15 protein-coding genes are annotated in these 17,429 nt (G+C 53.9%); 4 read left to right on the plus strand and 11 right to left on the minus strand.

Annotated elements, in window-relative coordinates; genetic code table 11:
- Nucleotides 1-113 precede the first annotated feature (113 nt).
- Nucleotides 114-722, minus strand: a complete 609-nt coding sequence (gene lexA / locus J4650_RS13620; protein ID WP_000646079.1) for a transcriptional repressor LexA — start codon at nucleotides 720-722, stop codon at nucleotides 114-116.
- A 108-nt stretch (nucleotides 723-830) separates the two neighbouring features.
- Nucleotides 831-1,199 carry a diacylglycerol kinase gene (locus J4650_RS13625; RefSeq protein WP_000002900.1) on the minus strand — a complete coding sequence of 123 codons (369 nt, stop codon included), beginning with the start codon at nucleotides 1,197-1,199 and terminating at the stop codon, nucleotides 831-833.
- A gap of 170 nt (nucleotides 1,200-1,369) precedes the next feature.
- Here J4650_RS13625 and plsB point away from each other — a divergent pair, with 170 nt between their 5' ends.
- Nucleotides 1,370-3,790, plus strand: coding sequence for a glycerol-3-phosphate 1-O-acyltransferase PlsB (gene plsB / locus J4650_RS13630; RefSeq protein ID WP_000017360.1), 2,421 nt, complete (start codon nucleotides 1,370-1,372; stop codon nucleotides 3,788-3,790).
- A gap of 98 nt (nucleotides 3,791-3,888) precedes the next feature.
- On the opposite strand, the gene ubiA is transcribed toward plsB, so the two are convergent.
- The 5 genes from ubiA to malK all read right to left on the minus strand — a co-directional run bounded on the left by ubiA (nucleotide 3,889) and on the right by malK (nucleotide 9,090).
- Nucleotides 3,889-4,761 carry a 4-hydroxybenzoate octaprenyltransferase gene (ubiA, locus tag J4650_RS13635; RefSeq protein WP_000455249.1) on the minus strand — a complete coding sequence of 291 codons (873 nt, stop codon included), beginning with the start codon at nucleotides 4,759-4,761 and terminating at the stop codon, nucleotides 3,889-3,891.
- A 13-nt stretch (nucleotides 4,762-4,774) separates the two neighbouring features.
- The gene (gene ubiC, locus J4650_RS13640) at nucleotides 4,775-5,272 is read right to left on the minus strand and encodes a chorismate lyase (RefSeq protein ID WP_000019219.1); all 498 of its coding nucleotides are present in this window, start codon (nucleotides 5,270-5,272) and stop codon (nucleotides 4,775-4,777) included.
- 180 nt (nucleotides 5,273-5,452) lie between these two features.
- Nucleotides 5,453-6,370, minus strand: coding sequence for a maltose operon protein MalM (gene malM / locus J4650_RS13645; protein WP_000782497.1), 918 nt, complete (start codon nucleotides 6,368-6,370; stop codon nucleotides 5,453-5,455).
- Nucleotides 6,371-6,533: 163 nt separating this feature from the next.
- Entirely contained in the window at nucleotides 6,534-7,892 is a 1,359-nt protein-coding gene (locus J4650_RS13650) for a maltoporin (protein WP_000973678.1), read from the minus strand.
- 88 nt (nucleotides 7,893-7,980) lie between these two features.
- Nucleotides 7,981-9,090, minus strand: coding sequence for a maltose/maltodextrin ABC transporter ATP-binding protein MalK (gene malK, locus J4650_RS13655; protein ID WP_000179176.1), 1,110 nt, complete (start codon nucleotides 9,088-9,090; stop codon nucleotides 7,981-7,983).
- 361 nt (nucleotides 9,091-9,451) lie between these two features.
- On the opposite strand from malK, the gene malE reads away from it, so the two are divergent.
- The 3 genes from malE (at nucleotide 9,452) to malG (ending at nucleotide 13,223) form a co-directional block, all read left to right on the plus strand.
- Nucleotides 9,452-10,642, plus strand: a complete 1,191-nt coding sequence (malE, locus tag J4650_RS13660; RefSeq protein ID WP_000695415.1) for a maltose/maltodextrin ABC transporter substrate-binding protein MalE — start codon at nucleotides 9,452-9,454, stop codon at nucleotides 10,640-10,642.
- A 131-nt stretch (nucleotides 10,643-10,773) separates the two neighbouring features.
- Nucleotides 10,774-12,318, plus strand: a complete 1,545-nt coding sequence (malF, locus tag J4650_RS13665; RefSeq protein ID WP_000382573.1) for a maltose ABC transporter permease MalF — start codon at nucleotides 10,774-10,776, stop codon at nucleotides 12,316-12,318.
- 14 nt (nucleotides 12,319-12,332) lie between these two features.
- Nucleotides 12,333-13,223, plus strand: a complete 891-nt coding sequence (gene malG / locus J4650_RS13670; RefSeq protein ID WP_001252085.1) for a maltose ABC transporter permease MalG — start codon at nucleotides 12,333-12,335, stop codon at nucleotides 13,221-13,223.
- Between the two features lie 165 nt (nucleotides 13,224-13,388).
- On the opposite strand, the gene psiE is transcribed toward malG, so the two are convergent.
- The 4 genes from psiE to J4650_RS13690 form a co-directional block, all read right to left on the minus strand.
- On the minus strand, nucleotides 13,389-13,799 hold the full coding sequence (psiE, locus tag J4650_RS13675; RefSeq protein WP_000982749.1) for a phosphate-starvation-inducible protein PsiE: 411 nt from the start codon (nucleotides 13,797-13,799) through the stop codon (nucleotides 13,389-13,391).
- 142 nt (nucleotides 13,800-13,941) lie between these two features.
- Complete coding sequence (locus J4650_RS13680) at nucleotides 13,942-16,038, minus strand: YjbH domain-containing protein (RefSeq protein WP_124235004.1); 2,097 nt, start codon at nucleotides 16,036-16,038, stop codon at nucleotides 13,942-13,944.
- A complete protein-coding gene (locus tag J4650_RS13685; RefSeq protein ID WP_023993545.1) occupies nucleotides 16,038-16,772 on the minus strand; it encodes a capsule biosynthesis GfcC family protein in 735 nt (244 codons plus the stop codon). Before J4650_RS13685 ends, J4650_RS13680 begins: the two co-directional genes overlap by 1 nt.
- A complete protein-coding gene (locus J4650_RS13690; RefSeq protein WP_000824801.1) occupies nucleotides 16,769-17,407 on the minus strand; it encodes a YjbF family lipoprotein in 639 nt (212 codons plus the stop codon). The genes J4650_RS13685 and J4650_RS13690 overlap by 4 nt, the downstream gene beginning before the upstream one ends.
- Nucleotides 17,408-17,429: the final 22 nt, after the last annotated feature.

Raw genomic sequence — 17,429 nt, forward strand, 5'->3', positions numbered from 1 at the left:
TCCGGCCTACAAATTAATCATCTCAGGAACTGCATTCCCGTAGGCCTGATAAGCGCAGCGCCATCAGGCTGCACGATTGCCGGATGACGGCTTACAAGGAGATTAAAAAGAGACTACAACCATTCCCCGTTGCGAATGACGCCTACCGCCAGCCCTTCAATCGTAAAGCTTTGTTCGCGCAGATCCACCACTATCGGTGTAAACTCGCTGTTTTCCGGCAGCAGCTCCACTTTATTGCCCTGCTTTTTCAGGCGTTTTACTGTCACTTCATCATCAATGCGAGCGACAACCACCTGGCCATTACGGACGTCCTGCGTTTTATGTACCGCCAGCAAATCCCCATCCATAATACCGATGTCTTTCATCGACATACCGCTCACGCGCAGCAGGAAATCGGCGCTGGGTTTGAACAGCGAAGGATCGACCTGGTAATGGCCTTCAATATGCTGCTGCGCCAGAAGCGGTTCACCCGCCGCGACACGCCCGACAAGCGGTAATCCGTCCTCTTCTTCCTGTAACAGACGGATACCTCGCGATGCGCCGGAAACGATTTCAAGCACCCCTTTGCGCGCCAGCGCTTTAAGGTGTTCTTCCGCCGCGTTTGGGGAACGGAACCCCAAACGCTGCGCGATTTCCGCACGCGTCGGTGGCATACCTGTCTGGCTGATGTGATCCCGGATGAGATCAAACACCTCTTGTTGCCTGGCCGTTAACGCTTTCATTCCGCCCCCTGGGTGTATATACAGTCATGCTGTGAGTATATACAGTTAAAGGTGATTTTGGAACCACAAACGGCGCAAAAAACAAGAGATTTATAAAATTTGGAACCTTTATCGAAAATGTGACCATAACAGGATGCCCCAGGTCATCAGGGCAACGAAAATAGACAGTAGCACCGCAGCCGATCCCATATCTTTCGCACGGCCGGAAAGCTCATGGTATTCAGAACCGATGCGGTCCACGACCGCTTCAATAGCGCTGTTGAGGATTTCAACAATCATGATAAGTAAAACGGAACCTATCAATAACACACGGGTAATCGCATCCACATCCAGCCAGCAGGCGATGATGACGCCCAGCAATACCGCGATACTTTCCTGGCGAAACGCCGCTTCGTGAGTCCATGCGGCGCGAAATCCTTTCCAGGAATATCCTGCCGCTTTGATAATTCTGGTGAATCCAGTGGTATTATTGGCCATCAAAAGAACCTTTTTACATTATTAACGTCAATGACATTATACGGTTGCCCTGCACGATTCGGACTGCCGTAACGCAGCGCGAAGTATGACGGGATACAACAGAAATTCGCTAAACTTTCTGATATCCTTGCACCGCATTTGCATTATTAACCAGAGGCTTTACATCGTTTATGTCCGGCTGGCCACGAATTTACTACAAATTACTGAATTTACCATTAAGCATACTGGTAAAAAGCAAGTCTATTCCGGCGGAACCCGCCCAGGAATTGGGGCTCGATACTTCTCGCCCCATTATGTATGTCTTGCCATACAACTCAAAAGCGGACTTACTGACGCTGCGGGCGCAATGTCTGGCGCACGATCTCCCGGATCCGCTGGAGCCGCTGGAGATCGACGGCGCGCTGCTGCCACGCTATGTATTTATTCACGGCGGACCGCGTGTCTTTACCTATTACACGCCAAAAGAAGAGTCGGTGAAACTTTTTCACGATTATCTCGATCTGCATCGGAGTAATCCGGCTTTGGACGTGCAGATGGTGCCCGTTTCCGTGATGTTTGGCCGCGCGCCGGGTCGTGAAAAGGGAGAAGATAACCCGCCTTTACGTATGCTGAACGGCGTACAGAAATTCTTTGCCATCTCCTGGCTGGGTCGCGATAGCTTTGTCCGATTCTCGCCGTCCGTCTCATTGCGTCGCATGGCTGATGAACACGGCACCGATAAAATCATCGCGCAGAAGCTGGCTCGCGTGGCGCGTATGCACTTTGCCCGCCAGCGCCTGGCGGCGGTTGGCCCACGCCTGCCCGCCCGTCAGGATCTGTTTAACAAACTGCTGGCCTCGAAAGCGATCGCCCGCGCGGTAGAAGACGAAGCGCGCAGTAAAAAAATCTCTCATGAAAAAGCGCAGCAAAACGCCATTGCGCTGATGGAAGAGATCGCGGCGAACTTCTCTTACGAGATGATTCGTTTGACCGACAGGATTTTGGGGTTTACCTGGAACCGACTGTACCAGGGGATTAACGTGCATAACGCCGAGCGCGTACGCCAACTGGCGCACGACGGGCATGAAATCGTCTATGTACCCTGTCACCGTAGCCATATGGACTACTTGCTCCTTTCTTATGTGCTGTACCATCAGGGACTGGTTCCGCCGCACATTGCCGCCGGTATTAACCTTAATTTCTGGCCCGCTGGCCCGATTTTCCGTCGTCTGGGCGCGTTCTTTATTCGTCGCACCTTTAAGGGGAATAAACTCTATTCCACCGTCTTTCGCGAATACCTGGGCGAGCTGTTCAGCCGCGGTTACTCGGTTGAGTATTTTGTCGAAGGAGGACGTTCGCGTACCGGACGTTTGTTAGACCCGAAAACCGGCACCCTGTCGATGACTATCCAGGCGATGCTGCGCGGCGGTACCCGTCCAATTACGTTAGTGCCTATTTACATCGGCTATGAGCACGTCATGGAAGTGGGCACCTATGCGAAAGAACTGCGCGGCGCGACAAAAGAGAAAGAGAGCCTGCCGCAGATGCTGAAAGGCTTGAGCAAGCTGCGCAATCTGGGTCAGGGCTACGTTAACTTTGGCGAACCGATGCCGCTCATGACGTACCTGAACCAGCATGTGCCGGAGTGGCGCGAATCTATCGACCCTATAGAGGCCATACGCCCAGCCTGGCTGACGCCGACGGTAAATAGTATCGCCGCCGATCTGATGGTGCGTATTAACAACGCTGGCGCGGCAAACGCGATGAACCTGTGTTGTACCGCGCTGTTAGCGTCGCGTCAGCGCTCGCTCACCCGCGAGCAGCTCACCGAGCAGCTTGATTGCTATCTCGATCTGATGCGCAATGTCCCTTATTCCACAGACTCAACCGTTCCTGCCGCCAGCGCTGGCGAGCTCATCGCTCACGCGCTGCAGATGAATAAGTTTGAGGTCGAGAAAGACACCATTGGCGATATCATCATTCTGCCGCGCGAGCAGGCGGTGTTGATGACCTACTATCGTAACAATATCGCGCATATGTTGATTATGCCTTCGCTGATGGCGGCGATTATCACCCAGCATCGTCGCATTTCGCGTGATGCGTTGCAGCAGCATGTTGAAGCGCTCTATCCGATGTTAAAAGCGGAGCTGTTCCTGCGCTGGGAGCGCGAGGAGTTAGCCTCGGTCATTGACGCGCTGGCCAGTGAAATGCAGCGTCAGGGGCTAATTACCCTGCAGGATGATGAACTGCATATCAACCCGACGCATTCCCGTACGCTGCAACTGCTGGCGGCAGGCGCGCGCGAAACGCTACAGCGTTATGCCATTACGTTCTGGCTGTTGAGCGCCAATCCGTCCATCAACCGCAGTACGCTGGAGAAAGAAAGCCGTACCGTGGCGCAACGTCTGTCTGTCCTGCACGGTATTAACGCGCCGGAGTTTTTCGACAAAGCGGTGTTCAGTTCACTCGTGTTGACGCTACGGGATGAGGGTTATATCAGTGATACGGGCGATGCCGAACCGGCAGAAACGATGAAGATATATCAGATGCTTGCCGATCTGATTACCTCTGATGTCCGTCTGACGATTGAAAGCGCGACGCAGGGCGAGTAAGCCAGTGCCTGAAATGCCCGATGGCGTAAGCTTATCGGGCAACTGATATGACGTATTGAAAATTTTGGCTTTGTAGGCCGGGTCCGCCCGGCATGACATCAGAAGTGCCAGTAACTCATCGCCAGCCCTAAAAATAGCACTAGGCCAACGTAGTTATTGTTCATAAAGGCTTTAAAGCAGGCTTCACGCTCACGGTTCGCAATCAGTTTTTGCTGGTAGACAAACAGCGCGCCCGCCACCAGCACAGCCCAGTAATATCCCCATCCCAGACCATTCAACCAGCCGATCAGCGCCATTAACGCCATGACGCCAAGCTGCAGAATCCCGATAATCAATGTGTCATAACGACCAAACAAGATCGCCGTCGATTTAATGCCTATCTTGATATCATCATCTCTGTCGACCATCGCATATTGCGTATCGTAAGCCACTGCCCAGAGAATATTGGCGAGGAACATTAGCCAGCAGCTCAACGGCAGGGATTCGCTCACCGCGGCGAACGCCATGGGGATTGACCAGCCGAAAGCGGCCCCCAGCACGACCTGCGGCAGGTGGGTGTAGCGTTTCATAAAGGGATAAACCCAGGCCAACGCCAGCGCCGCCACGGAAAGCAGAATCGTCATGGCGTTCAGCGTCAGCACCAACAGAAACGCCAGCAGCACCAGCACCACAAACAGGTTGCGCGCTTCTTTCTCTGTCACGGCGCCGCTGGGTAAAGGCCGGTTGACCGTACGTTTTACATGTCCGTCAAATTTACGATCGGCGTAATCATTCACCACGCAGCCCGCCGCGCGCATTAACCACACGCCAGCGACAAAAACCGCCAAAATCCACAGTTGAGGCATACCCGGCGTCGCCACCCATAGCGCCCAAAGCGTCGGCCAGAGCAGCAGCAACGCGCCAATAGGCTTATCTGTACGCATCAAACGGTGAAACGCCAGCAGCTTACTCTGCGTCAGACTCCACTCCATCTTTATCTTCCTCTCAGTACAGCGGCGATGCAGGTAAAAAAAGCTCGGTAAGCAACAGTGGCTTTCCGCTCAACCGCAGTCGAGAGCGGCGCCCCCACAGCGTTGCATCGCGTCCAATTTCAATAAAATCGCGGGTCAGTGTCGATGATGTAAATAGATAACGTCCAAGCGGGGTTTTACCCAGATGTTGTAAGACCTGTTCAGGTCCGCACAGCGTGGATTCCGGTACCACGGTACGTCCGGCAAGCCAGGGCTCGCCGTCAGCGCAAAGCAGTATCTCACGTAACCAGTAGCGGGACTCGGATGGCAGTAAACCTGATGCTTCCTCGACCTCACTTTGGCCGACAAACGCTTCCCGAATCAGCGTCACGCTTACCCGCTTTCCCTGCTGCTCAAAACGTTTAGTCATAGAATCTTCCAGCAACAGCCAGTCCAGCAAATGGGGTTCAAGCGCAGGAATCGCATCAAAATAGCGCAGCGCACGCAGTTGCGTTAACGCAGGGTGTGACATGCCTTACTCTCCGATTCATAACCTAAAGTCATTGTATCTCAGAAAAGACATTACGGGGGGCGCAATCACAATTAAGTGATCTGTTGCGCAACAAAAAAATAACAATTCGCATGAAATGATAAAAAAAGGTGCGCCAGGAGACGCACCAGTTGCTGCAAAATCAGCACTGTGGGGAAATAATTACCCCTTGCCTTTTACACTGCTGATAAAGGTGGAACGGGCAGATGTCGATCCCAGACGTTCGGCCTCATCAAGCAGTTTCAGCGCTTTATCGACGTCGCCTTTCGCTACGGCATCCTTAATCGCTTTATTAAAGTAGCTTTCCGTATCGTTCAACATCGGCTCGCTTTTCTTCGGCGCGACTGGCGCTGGCGCAGCGACCGGCGCGGCGGTATTGCCTACCGTTACCGGCCCGGTACCGGACGAGCCAAACAACGGCCCGACCAATACGCTGGAGCTGCTGTTGGTTTTCACCTTCAGTTTCACCACGCCGTCAGTGGTATGGCGAGCAACTGGATCGGGAATATCCGGGATAGAGTTACCGACGCCTTTGGCATAGGCTTTTGCCGGATCGAGCAGCGTAGTGGTTTGCTGAAGATCTTTTTCGGTCGTAAACACCAGAACATAGAGTTTCTGCTGCCCCAACGCAGGCGTCAGGCGCATCACGCCTTCCAGCCGGTCTGCGCTCATGACGCCCGGCTGCTGATAAGTAAAGTAACTGCTGGGGAAGAACGCCGAAGGCGTCATATTTTGGTCAAGAATCAACACGTTTGGCGCAAAAACGCTGGCTTGCTTATTGACCTCGCTGGTCAGAGTTAATGTCAGCTCGCCGATATTCGCCGGAACACTATAAGCGGCGACCGGGCCGGTAATGCCGGCGACGTCAAGGCGCTGGCCGCCCGTCGCCAGTTGGGTAGACTGCGTTTTTGACTGATCTACAGGCGTCCAGGTTAATTGCTGTAGCGCAGCAGCAGGAATAGCGGGCGCGGCGCTGGTATTTTGCGGTACATAGTTCACTTCCGCCAGGCTGATACCCGGCACGCTGGCGAACAGCCCTGCGGTTAAACAGAGGGCGACGAGACTTTTCTTCATTTTCATTATTCTCACCTCAATAAGGCGGGTTCAGCGGTAGCCAGGCAATAGCGCGCCAACCCAAACATATCGCCGAATGGCGGCTGGCGCCTTATTCGGCTTACAAGCATCATCAGACCTGATGTTTCAGAGGGGCTTGCGCCCCTCGTTACGTCAGATGACCATCGTATTACCACCAGATTTCCATCTGGGCGCCGAAGGTCCACTCATCGCTATCGCCACGGCTGTTGGTGGAAATGCCGGAGTTAGTCGCTGCGGCATAACGGGAAATGTTATCGCCGTCTTTGATATAGCCCCATTTCTCATCCCATTTCGCGTAGGTGGCGAAAATACGGATAGCCGGACGCGACCAGATGCTGTCGCCCGCCTGCCACTGTTGCGCCAGGGTGATTTTATATTGATTGTTACGATCGCCGGTCTGCTGAGATTTCACGTTGTCGTAGCCGACTTCCAGCAGGGTACTCATGATTGGCGTCCACTTGTACATTGGACGTACGCCCACGGTCCACCACTCAGTACCCAGGTTATTATCCCAATCGATATTCTGGTACATACCGACGTACATCAAATCCCATTTATCACCAAGCGAGATGGCGCCATGATCCAAAATACGCCACATATCGCCATTATTATTGATGACCTTATTGGCATAATTAATTTTGGTTCCATCAGGCAATTCTTCAGTGAAAGATGAAGAACCGTCGGAACCGCGCGCCTGGCCTTTACCCTGCGTGGTCATAGCATCGGTGGCATATTGCACGACAAACTTGTTATAGCCTTTCAACATGCTTTGCGTGTGTTCGGCGGTGAACATCCAGCCGTCTTTCGATGCCCCATCAGCCAGCTTATAACCATCGGTCGTATTGGCGCGACCGTAGTCAACGCCCAGCTCCAGTACGCCGTCCGGGTTCGTTTGCAGACCAGCCAGACGTACGTCAAAGACGTCGTTAGCGGTATCTTTTACTTCATCATAAATATTCTGGCTGCTGAAGGTGTAAGAGCCGCCCGCTTCAGTAGACCGGGTCGCCGCCAGTGAAAGCTTACCGAAGCCCAGATCGATATTTTCGATACCCGCGCCAGGACCTGAAATATCCCAGTAGTAGAAGTCGATCATGTGTACGTCATGACGCTGATAGAAGCGCTTACCGGCCCAGATGGTAGAGCCCGGCAGCCATTCAATCAGGTTTTTACCCTGCACGTTCGCTTCGCGGAAGGCGGGATCGGTCGATTCCCAGTCGTTCTGCTGGTTAACCGAATAGGCGACGTTGGTGTCGAAATAGAAGCTCTTATCGCCCTCTTTCCACACTTCCTGGCCCAGTTTCAGTTCCGCATAGGTTTCACATTCGTTACCAAGACGGTATTTACTTTGTGCACCGGTCACTTGGAAACATTGTTGTTCGCCGCCGCTTCCCGTCCAGCCAATACCGGAACGGGCGTAACCGTGGAAATCGACAGCCATTGCCTGAGCGGACATTACGCCCGCTGCGACAGCAACTGCCAGTGGGAGTTTGCGCAGAGTAATCATCATTCTATCTCCTGAGATCATTGCTTTTCTTTAAACGCTGCCACCTTCTAAAACTGCGAATGGTTTTGCGTTTCGTTTTTTTATGGAGGCCTTAAACACCCGGCTCTTGATGCAGACGACGACATGCGCTGCCATCCTCGCGGAACAGATGACAGCGCTCTGGCGGCAGGCCGATAGCGAATGTGGCGCCCTCTTCTACCAACACCACGTCATTCTGGCGATAAACCAGGTTTTGACGGATGGCGGGGATCTGGATATGAATTTGTGTTTCGTGCCCTAACTGCTCGACCACCTGGACTTCGCCTTCCAGGGTGACATCGGCGATATCGCTCGGCAGCAGGTGTTCCGGCCGAATGCCTAAAGACATATTGGCGCCGACCTGCACGCCGCGACTTTCGACCGGCAGCCAGATTTGCTGGCGATTCGGCAGTTCGACCTGGACTTGTTCAATCGCGGTGGCGGTCACTTTCACCGGCAGGAAGTTCATCTTCGGCGAGCCGATGAAGCCCGCGACAAAGCGGTCCGCCGGATAGTGGTACAGCTCCAGCGGCTTACCGACCTGAGCGACGCGACCGGCGTCCAGCACCACGATTTTGTCGGCCAGCGTCATCGCCTCGACCTGATCGTGGGTGACGTAAATCATCGTGCGGCCCAGACGTTTATGCAGGCGAGAAATTTCAATGCGCATCTGCACGCGTAGCGCGGCATCCAGGTTAGAGAGCGGTTCATCCAGCAAAAACACACGCGGCTCCGCCACCAGCGTGCGGCCAATCGCTACGCGCTGACGCTGCCCGCCGGAAAGCGCTTTTGGCTTACGTTCCAGCAGATGCGCCAGTTGCAGCACTTCCGCCACCTGGTTGACGCGTTGATTCATTACCTCTTTTTTGGCGCCCGCCAGCTTGAGGCCGAAAGACATGTTTTCTGCAACGGAGAGATGGGGATAGAGCGCATAAGACTGGAATACCATGCCCACGCCGCGCTCAGCAGGCGGGATATCATTCATACGGGTTTCCCCGATAAACAGGTCGCCACTGGTGATGGTTTCAAGCCCGGCGATCATACGCAGCAAGGTCGATTTACCACAGCCTGACGGTCCCACAAACACCACGAACTCCCCGTCATGGATATCGAGGTTAATATCTTTCGATACCACCACGTCACCCCAGGCTTTCGTTACATTTCGTAGCTGTACGCTCGCCATGCCTTTCTCCCTTCGTTACAACCTGTCATTGACAGCAACATTCATGATGGCCTGACTATGCGCGATCCCTGACTGGGGTAAATCCTCCACCCCCCGGCTTTTTTATGGGGGAGGAGGCGGGAGGATGAGGACACAGCGCCTGAGACCACGGGTGCGGGCAGAAAAGGAATTTCGTGATGCCGCCCGCAAAAATCGGCGTGTTTTTATGTGCGCCAGCACGCATTACTCACATTTATGTAACACAGATCACATAAAGCCGGGGTGGGGCGTAGGGGCGGGGAGGATGGAAAGAGGTTGTCGTATAAAGAAACTAGAGACCGTTAAACCACCTCTGTGTACATCACCAAAAAGGATGGGAGATATGAAGATTAAAACTGGCGTAGGCATCCTCGCATTATCCGCACTTACGACGATGATGATTTCCGCCCCGGCTCTCGCCAAAATTGAAGAAGGTAAACTGGTTATCTGGATCAACGGCGACAAGGGCTATAACGGTCTGGCCGAGGTCGGTAAAAAATTTGAGCAAGACACCGGCATTAAAGTGACCGTTGAGCACCCGGATAAGCTGGAAGAGAAATTCCCGCAGGTGGCAGCCACCGGCGACGGTCCTGACATTATCTTCTGGGCGCACGACCGTTTTGGCGGCTACGCGCAGTCTGGTCTGCTGGCGGAGGTCACTCCGGATAAAGCGTTTCAGGACAAACTCTATCCGTTTACCTGGGATGCGGTACGTTATAACGGCAAGCTGATCGCCTACCCCATCGCCGTTGAAGCCCTCTCCCTGATTTATAACAAAGACCTCGTCCCGAACCCGCCGAAAACCTGGGAAGAGATCCCGGCGCTGGATAAAGAACTAAAAGCGAAAGGGAAGTCGGCGATAATGTTCAACCTGCAAGAGCCGTATTTCACCTGGCCTTTGATCGCTGCTGACGGCGGTTACGCGTTCAAATTTGAAAACGGCAAGTATGACGTGAAAGACGTTGGCGTCGACAACGCCGGCGCGAAAGCGGGCCTGACTTTCCTGATCGATATGATCAAGAACAAAAATATGAGCGCCGATACCGATTACTCCATCGCCGAAGCGGCCTTCAATAAAGGCGAAACGGCAATGACCATCAACGGTCCGTGGGCATGGTCGAACATCGACAAGAGCAAAGTCAACTACGGTGTCACCCTGCTGCCGACCTTCAAAGGTAAACCCTCGAAACCGTTCGTCGGCGTGCTGAGCGCGGGGATTAACGCTGCCAGCCCGAACAAGGAGCTGGCGAAAGAGTTCCTCGAAAACTACCTGCTGACCGATCAGGGTCTGGAAGCGGTGAACAAAGATAAACCGCTGGGCGCCGTGGCGCTGAAATCTTTCCAGGAGCAGTTAGCGAAAGACCCCCGTATCGCCGCCACCATGGATAACGCCCAGAAAGGCGAGATCATGCCGAATATTCCGCAGATGTCCGCCTTCTGGTATGCGGTACGTACGGCTGTGATCAACGCCGCCAGCGGCCGTCAAACCGTGGATGCCGCGCTGAAAGATGCACAAAGCCGTATCACTAAGTAATGCCGCGAGCCTGTGCCGGATGGCGGCATAAATGCCTTATCCGGCCTACAACACACCGTAGGCCTGATAAGCGCAGCGCCATCAGGCACATCTCCGGCCAGGAAGTTTCAACGCTGTAGAGGAAAACCCCCATGGATGTCATTAAAAAGAAACACTGGTGGCAAAGCGACCAGCTTAAATGGTCAGTAATTGGTCTGCTGGGCCTGCTGGTGGGTTACCTTGTAGTTTTAATGTACGTACAAGGGGAGTATCTGTTCGCCATCATGACGCTGATTTTAAGCTCTGCTGGCCTGTATATTTTCGCAAATCGTAAAACCTACGCCTGGCGCTACGTTTACCCTGGCCTCGCCGGCATGGGGCTGTTTGTGCTATTCCCGCTGGTGTGCACCATCGCTATCGCCTTTACTAACTACAGCAGCACCAACCAGCTCACCTTTGAACGCGCCCAGCAAGTGCTGATGGACCGTTCTTATCAGGCAGGAAAAACCTATAACTTCGGTCTTTACCCGACCGGCGACGAGTGGCAACTGGCCCTCACCGACGGAGAAACGGGCAAACATTACCTGTCTGACGCATTTTCCTTCGGCGGCGAACAAAAATTACAGCTGAAAGAGACTGATGCCCTGCCGGGCGGCGAACGCGCCAATCTGCGAATAATCACCCAGAACCGTCTGGCGTTGAACCAGATAACCGCCGTCCTGCCGGATGAAAGCAAAGTGATTATGAGCTCGCTGCGTCAGTTTTCCGGTACCCGTCCGCTGTACACACTGGCTGATGACGGCCTGCTGACCAATAACCAGAGCGGCGTAAAATACCGGCCAAACAACGATAGCGGTTATTATCAGTCGATCAACGCCGACGGAAGCTGGGGTGATGAAAAACTCAGTCCTGGTTATACCGTTACTATCGGCGCGAAAAACTTTACGCGCGTCTTTACCGACGAAGGGATCCAGAAGCCCTTTTTCGCTATCTTCGTCTGGACCGTGGTCTTTTCGGTCCTCACTGTGGTGTTAACCGTGGCGGTTGGGATGGTATTGGCCTGCCTCGTACAGTGGGAAGCGCTGAAAGGTAAAGCTATCTACCGCGTCCTGCTGATTCTGCCCTACGCCGTACCGTCGTTTATTTCAATTTTGATTTTCAAAGGGTTATTCAACCAAAGCTTTGGTGAAATCAATATGATGCTGAGCGCGCTGTTCGGCATTAAACCTGCCTGGTTCAGCGACCCCAACACCGCGCGGGCAATGGTGATTATCGTGAATACCTGGCTGGGCTATCCCTACATGATGATCCTGTGCATGGGACTGCTGAAAGCGATTCCGGATGACCTGTACGAAGCCTCCGCAATGGACGGCGCCGGTCCATTTCAGAATTTCTTTAAGATCACCTTACCGCTGCTGATTAAGCCGCTAACGCCGCTGATGATCGCCAGCTTCGCCTTTAACTTTAATAACTTTGTCCTGATTCAGTTATTGACCAACGGCGGGCCAGACCGTCTCGGCACCACCACGCCTGCCGGTTATACCGATCTACTCGTCAGCTACACCTACCGTATCGCCTTTGAAGGCGGCGGCGGTCAGGACTTCGGTCTGGCGGCGGCCATTGCCACGCTGATCTTCCTGCTGGTAGGCGCGCTGGCAATAGTGAACCTGAAAGCCACGCGTATGAAGTTTGATTAAGGGAGATAATAACAATGGCTATGGTCCAACCCAAATCTCAGAAACTGCGTCTCCTCATCACGCACCTGGGGCTGCTGATTTTCATCGCAGCGATTATGTTCCCGCTGCTGATGGTCATCGCTATCTCGCTACGTGAAGGGAACTTCGCCACCGGAAGCCTGATCCCGGATAAAATCTCCTGGGAACACTGGCGGCTGGCGCTGGGTTTCAGCGTGGAACATGCGGATGGTCGGGTAACGCCGCCTCCCTTCCCGGTCCTGCTGTGGCTGTGGAACTCGGTGAAAATCGCCGGTATTACCGCCATCGGCATCGTGGCGCTCTCCACCACCTGCGCCTACGCTTTCGCACGAATGCGTTTTCCAGGTAAAGCAACACTGCTCAAAGGGATGCTGATTTTCCAGATGTTTCCGGCGGTTTTGTCTCTGGTAGCGCTGTATGCGTTATTTGATCGCCTGGGACAATACATTCCATTTATCGGTCTGAATACGCATGGCGGCGTGATCTTCGCCTATCTTGGCGGCATCGCGCTGCATGTTTGGACGATTAAAGGCTACTTCGAAACTATCGACAGTTCGCTGGAAGAGGCCGCCGCGCTGGATGGCGCAACCCCGTGGCAGGCGTTTCGCCTGGTGCTGCTGCCGCTTTCCGTACCGATTCTGGCGGTGGTGTTTATTCTGTCGTTCATCGCAGCGATTACCGAAGTTCCGGTCGCCTCGTTGTTACTGCGCGATGTGGACAGCTATACGCTGGCCGTGGGTATGCAGCAATATCTCAACCCGCAAAACTACCTGTGGGGCGACTTTGCCGCCGCCGCCGTCCTTTCCGCTATTCCTATCACCCTGGTGTTCCTGTTGGCGCAACGTTGGCTGGTCAACGGCCTGACGGCAGGGGGTGTGAAAGGTTAAGTTTTATCGAAGTACCTGCCCGGCAACGGGCAATGCCACTGCCCTCAAGTTATGTTATCCCCACTTATGGTCGTATTTTGGCGCTCTTCGGAGCGCTTTTTTTATGCGTTATAGACAGCGGCTAATTTATTGCCACGCCATACGTCCGTTACGGTGTGGCGACGCCTATTCTCGCCGTAGTCGGTTCGAATTACATAACCACAACGTGATAACCAACAGGAGGATCGCCGCCGAATAGAGTAATACATCCATTGGCGTTTTATGATCGACAATGATCAGACGCACAATCGCCGTGATCCCAATGTACACGAAATAGCGCAGCGGAAAGTGAAGGCCAGACTTAAAGTACTTCACAATCAGCGCAATAAATTCGAAATAAAGAAAGTAGATCACCAGCCCTTCCACCAGTTCATATTTGCTGGCTTGCTCAGGCGCGAATAATGCATCCGCCAGATGAACCGTCTCTTTACCGAGAAAAACGACCAGGATCAGACCGAGGGTAAGCAGCCCCAAATTTAGTACGTTTTGTAAAATCGTGGCGATAAACTCAAGACGTGAGCGCGATAATGGCATCATAACAGCCCCCTCTTTCTCTGCGGCGAGGTTTCTGTATAACGCACAAATGTGACGGGCATCTATATTTTTTATTTATGTTTATATTTTGTTCAATAAGATAATTTGCCGGATAGCGCCGTAAACGCCTTATCCGGCCTGAGTATTAACGGAAATTTACGCTCCTGTCACTGGTCATATCATACAGGCCAAACTTACGGCCAAGCTGTTGACCACCGTCACGCGTCAGCGGCGTCCAGCCAATTGCCGCACGACTTCGGGTTGGGCCGGACGAGAAGATATCCAGCGGCACGGAAACATATACGCCTTTGGTAAAATCCCCTTCCCCATATTCATCCGGCGACGCATCGGTAATCGTCGCGTAACCGCCGACAACAACACCGCTATCGAAGCGTTTGGCGATCTCCAGCGTACCGCCTTTATCGCCCGCCAGATACTGACCAACGCTGGCTTTCACCAGCACATCCTGGGCGAACGACGGCGTCCAGTATGCGGTCAAATGTCCGGTCTTCACGCTGTAATCGGTAAACTTCATCATATCCTGCGCGCTACGCCAGTCACGCTGTTTCACGTAGTTGGCATCCAGACCAAACGCCCAATTGCTGTCTACCGGGCGATACAGGACTTCCGCCCCGGCACCGCCAAACATGGTCTCCAGATAACCGCCATAGACCTGCCCATAGAAACCATTGCCAAAATACTGGAAGTAGTTGGCCTGTAGGTTATTCACATAAACATCGTTCTGCACATACTCACGGACATGCGTACGCACCCGCGGCAGATGCGAATCCTTCGGCGGATTGGTGTAGTTAAATTTGTCGTAGTTGTTGGCGATATTGGCAAACACGCTGCCCGTGGTGAGCAGATGATCCGTGACCCACAGATCCGCAGTTCCCATTACGCCCAACTGATACATATAGAAGTTTTCCGGGCCGCCTACCGACTGATTCAGCACGGGATCAAGATGAAAATCAACGCGCGACTTGTCGATATACCAACCCTGTTCAGTACTCTCTGGCACGATCGGCTCCACGCGTTTTTGCGCCAGCGGAGTTTCATGTCCCAGCGGTTCGCCTTCCAGATGGCGTTTCAGGCTGGCGACATCGGTTTCAGTGGTGACCTGCGGCAGATTAAGGCGGTTTTCCGTCACGCGGATCGTGCGGATCCCCTCCGGCAGATCGTTCATGACGATCCGGTTAGCGCGCACGATCCCTTCACGGGAGTCGCGGTACTTCACCTGTTCGCCGGTAACGTACAGCGTATCGCCTTTGACCTGGATTTTCGGGTCCGCCAGACCGGCATTATATTTCAATAACGTTAATTGATTAGCCACTACCGAATGTTGCAGGATGGCATCCTGCGGCTGTGGTCGGTATTGCGGGCGTGAATTGTCATGATACGCGGGACGTAAATCGTTGAAATTGGTGCGCAGCGTAACGCCAAACATAAAGGTGTTGCCGCGCTCGTAGCTGAGGTTAACGTCGGCCCAATCGGTGACGCGGTAAATGGCGCCGACGTTAAACTTGCTCTTCTGTTCCAGTTTACCCGCAAAATCCTGCTGATAGTTATTGCCTTCATACTCCAGCTTCAGGCTTAGCGGTTGCCACGGGGTCTGGTATTCCACGCCGCCAAACAGCGAAGCCGGGCCGTGAAACATATCGCTACCGTCGACGGAACCTGCCTCTTTATAACTGTTATCACGCGAACAGAATTTATCACTATACGAACAGAAAGGATTAGACACATTGCCGCTGGTGCCAAGATAGCCCCAGCCGAGACCTAATGAAAAATCAAATGGCCCCCAGGCCTTACTCGCTACAATATATTCCGCATCAAACAGCCCCGTCCCGCCGATATCGCGCGCGCCAACCGCCACCTGCGGCATCCAGTAACTCTCTTCCCACAACCGCAGTTTCACATCAAACGCTTTATCTTTGTAAGTCTGGTCACCGGAGAATGATTCCACGCTGCTGTACTTTTTCGTACGGACATCGGTATAGCGCAACGTGGTTTCCAGCCACGGGAAAAGCTGAACCGAAGCCGAGTAGTAGCGGTACTGATCGTTATCGCGATAGTTCAGGCTCATCTCCCCTTCACGCGCCATACGCGCTGTCGGCGTTTGCAGCAGGCCCACGCCGCCAAAGTCAGATTGTGAAGGCCCAACAGGGGCTGGATATGTTTCGGCATGGCAGGCCGCGCTAATACCCAGCGCCAGCACGCTGAGCAGATGTGTTTTTTTCATTATTCCGGTATCCGCTGCGTCAGGGTATGAAGAATGTCGGCATTTATCGCCTCCGGCGTGCCGCGCCAAAGGGAATCGGCAAAACCGACAAAAATGATGCTGCCGGGCATCGGCTCGATATGACGTTTATTCCAGTAAGCCACCGGCGCTTTTTGGCTGCGTCCATCAGGGTAAACCACCCAGGCATAGCTACGATCCGCGCCGCTGAGTAAGCGCTGCCCCTCAAGATAACTGGCGACGTCCCGCCCAGGGACGAACGGCTGGCTGCCCGGCTGGCTAATCAAGCCAAAGAGCGTCACCTGCGTGGGTTGCGGCCCGACCCAGAGCGTGTAGTGACCTTGCAGCGGCGGGTTACCTCGTTCGCTCACCCGAACCACGTCAGGATCAAGGTTCACTAATTGTCTGCCCGTCACCTTCACCGCCTGAATCTGTCGGCGCAGTGTGTTTATCGTCGCCGCATCGCCATCTTCCTCAGCGCTGAGCGCCGCCAGTCGCCCGAGAAGTTCCTGCTGCTGTTGACGCGCCGTCACGGTCGCCTGTTCTTCGCCTATCACCGCCGCAGGCCACCAGCTCGTTGCCAGGCGCGGCTGTCCGACTAAATCGAGCAGACGCTCAGCGTCTGTCAGCGTTTTAGGCTCGCTATTACCTTGGGTAAAAACGGTAACAGTGCCGCTGGCAAAGGCGGATGACGCGATAAAGGCCAGCGCCAGCGCGCTTATCGTCCTTTTCATCATGATTTTGCCGCCTTAATCAGCGTGGTTTTCACCGGAAAGTAATTCGCGCCCAGATACTGTTCCGTCTGGCGAATTTGGCCTTCGCTATCAATCCAGTAGCGATTACGCCAGCGCGTTTGATCGGTCGTCACTTCTTCATCTAACACCCGCACGGCGGTCTCTTCACTGCCGACGCTAACGCTATCGGTCCCTCGCCATGTAAAAACGGAACGGGCGGTGGCGTAACGCACCTGGCGATGTTCGGTCCAGCCCAGGGTGCGAGTCCAGGTCGCGCCATCGATAATCTGTCCTGGTTTCGCCAGCGGGTCGGTCGCCAGATTATTCACATCGATCAGGTTGTCGCCGCCGAGCAGAGTTTTGACCAGACGGCCATGCTGCGTCACGATCGTCGCGCCATCCTGCGTCACCCATTTCTGCTGCCCGTTTTCCGAGAAAGCGAGCACCACAAACAGTTGAGGACCGCCGTTAAGCTGCATGTACTGGCTGGCATAAGGCATGTTTTGAATATCGTCATCCGTTAGCTGTACGCCTGGCGTACCGAACAAACTGTCCCACAGTGAATCGCCCAGGCCTTTGGTGGTGGCCGAACACGCCTGTAATAGCAGGCAAATCAGGATAAGTGCGAGTCGCTTCACGACGCTTCTCCAGAGGGGCAAA

The organism is Salmonella sp. 32120201201600049SM, assembly GCF_017572835.1.
Classification (GTDB): domain Bacteria; phylum Pseudomonadota; class Gammaproteobacteria; order Enterobacterales; family Enterobacteriaceae; genus Salmonella; species Salmonella enterica.

Coding starts and splice junctions, on each gene's coding strand:
- lexA (WP_000646079.1), bottom strand. CDS start 722: ATGAAAGCGTTAACGGCCAGGCAACAAGAGGTGTTTGATCTCATCCGG.
- J4650_RS13625 (WP_000002900.1), bottom strand. CDS start 1,199: ATGGCCAATAATACCACTGGATTCACCAGAATTATCAAAGCGGCAGGA.
- plsB (WP_000017360.1), top strand. CDS start 1,370: ATGTCCGGCTGGCCACGAATTTACTACAAATTACTGAATTTACCATTA.
- ubiA (WP_000455249.1), bottom strand. CDS start 4,761: ATGGAGTGGAGTCTGACGCAGAGTAAGCTGCTGGCGTTTCACCGTTTG.
- ubiC (WP_000019219.1), bottom strand. CDS start 5,272: ATGTCACACCCTGCGTTAACGCAACTGCGTGCGCTGCGCTATTTTGAT.
- malM (WP_000782497.1), bottom strand. CDS start 6,370: ATGAAAATGAAGAAAAGTCTCGTCGCCCTCTGTTTAACCGCAGGGCTG.
- J4650_RS13650 (WP_000973678.1), bottom strand. CDS start 7,892: ATGATGATTACTCTGCGCAAACTCCCACTGGCAGTTGCTGTCGCAGCG.
- malK (WP_000179176.1), bottom strand. CDS start 9,090: ATGGCGAGCGTACAGCTACGAAATGTAACGAAAGCCTGGGGTGACGTG.
- malE (WP_000695415.1), top strand. CDS start 9,452: ATGAAGATTAAAACTGGCGTAGGCATCCTCGCATTATCCGCACTTACG.
- malF (WP_000382573.1), top strand. CDS start 10,774: ATGGATGTCATTAAAAAGAAACACTGGTGGCAAAGCGACCAGCTTAAA.
- malG (WP_001252085.1), top strand. CDS start 12,333: ATGGCTATGGTCCAACCCAAATCTCAGAAACTGCGTCTCCTCATCACG.
- psiE (WP_000982749.1), bottom strand. CDS start 13,799: ATGATGCCATTATCGCGCTCACGTCTTGAGTTTATCGCCACGATTTTA.
- J4650_RS13680 (WP_124235004.1), bottom strand. CDS start 16,038: ATGAAAAAAACACATCTGCTCAGCGTGCTGGCGCTGGGTATTAGCGCG.
- J4650_RS13685 (WP_023993545.1), bottom strand. CDS start 16,772: ATGATGAAAAGGACGATAAGCGCGCTGGCGCTGGCCTTTATCGCGTCA.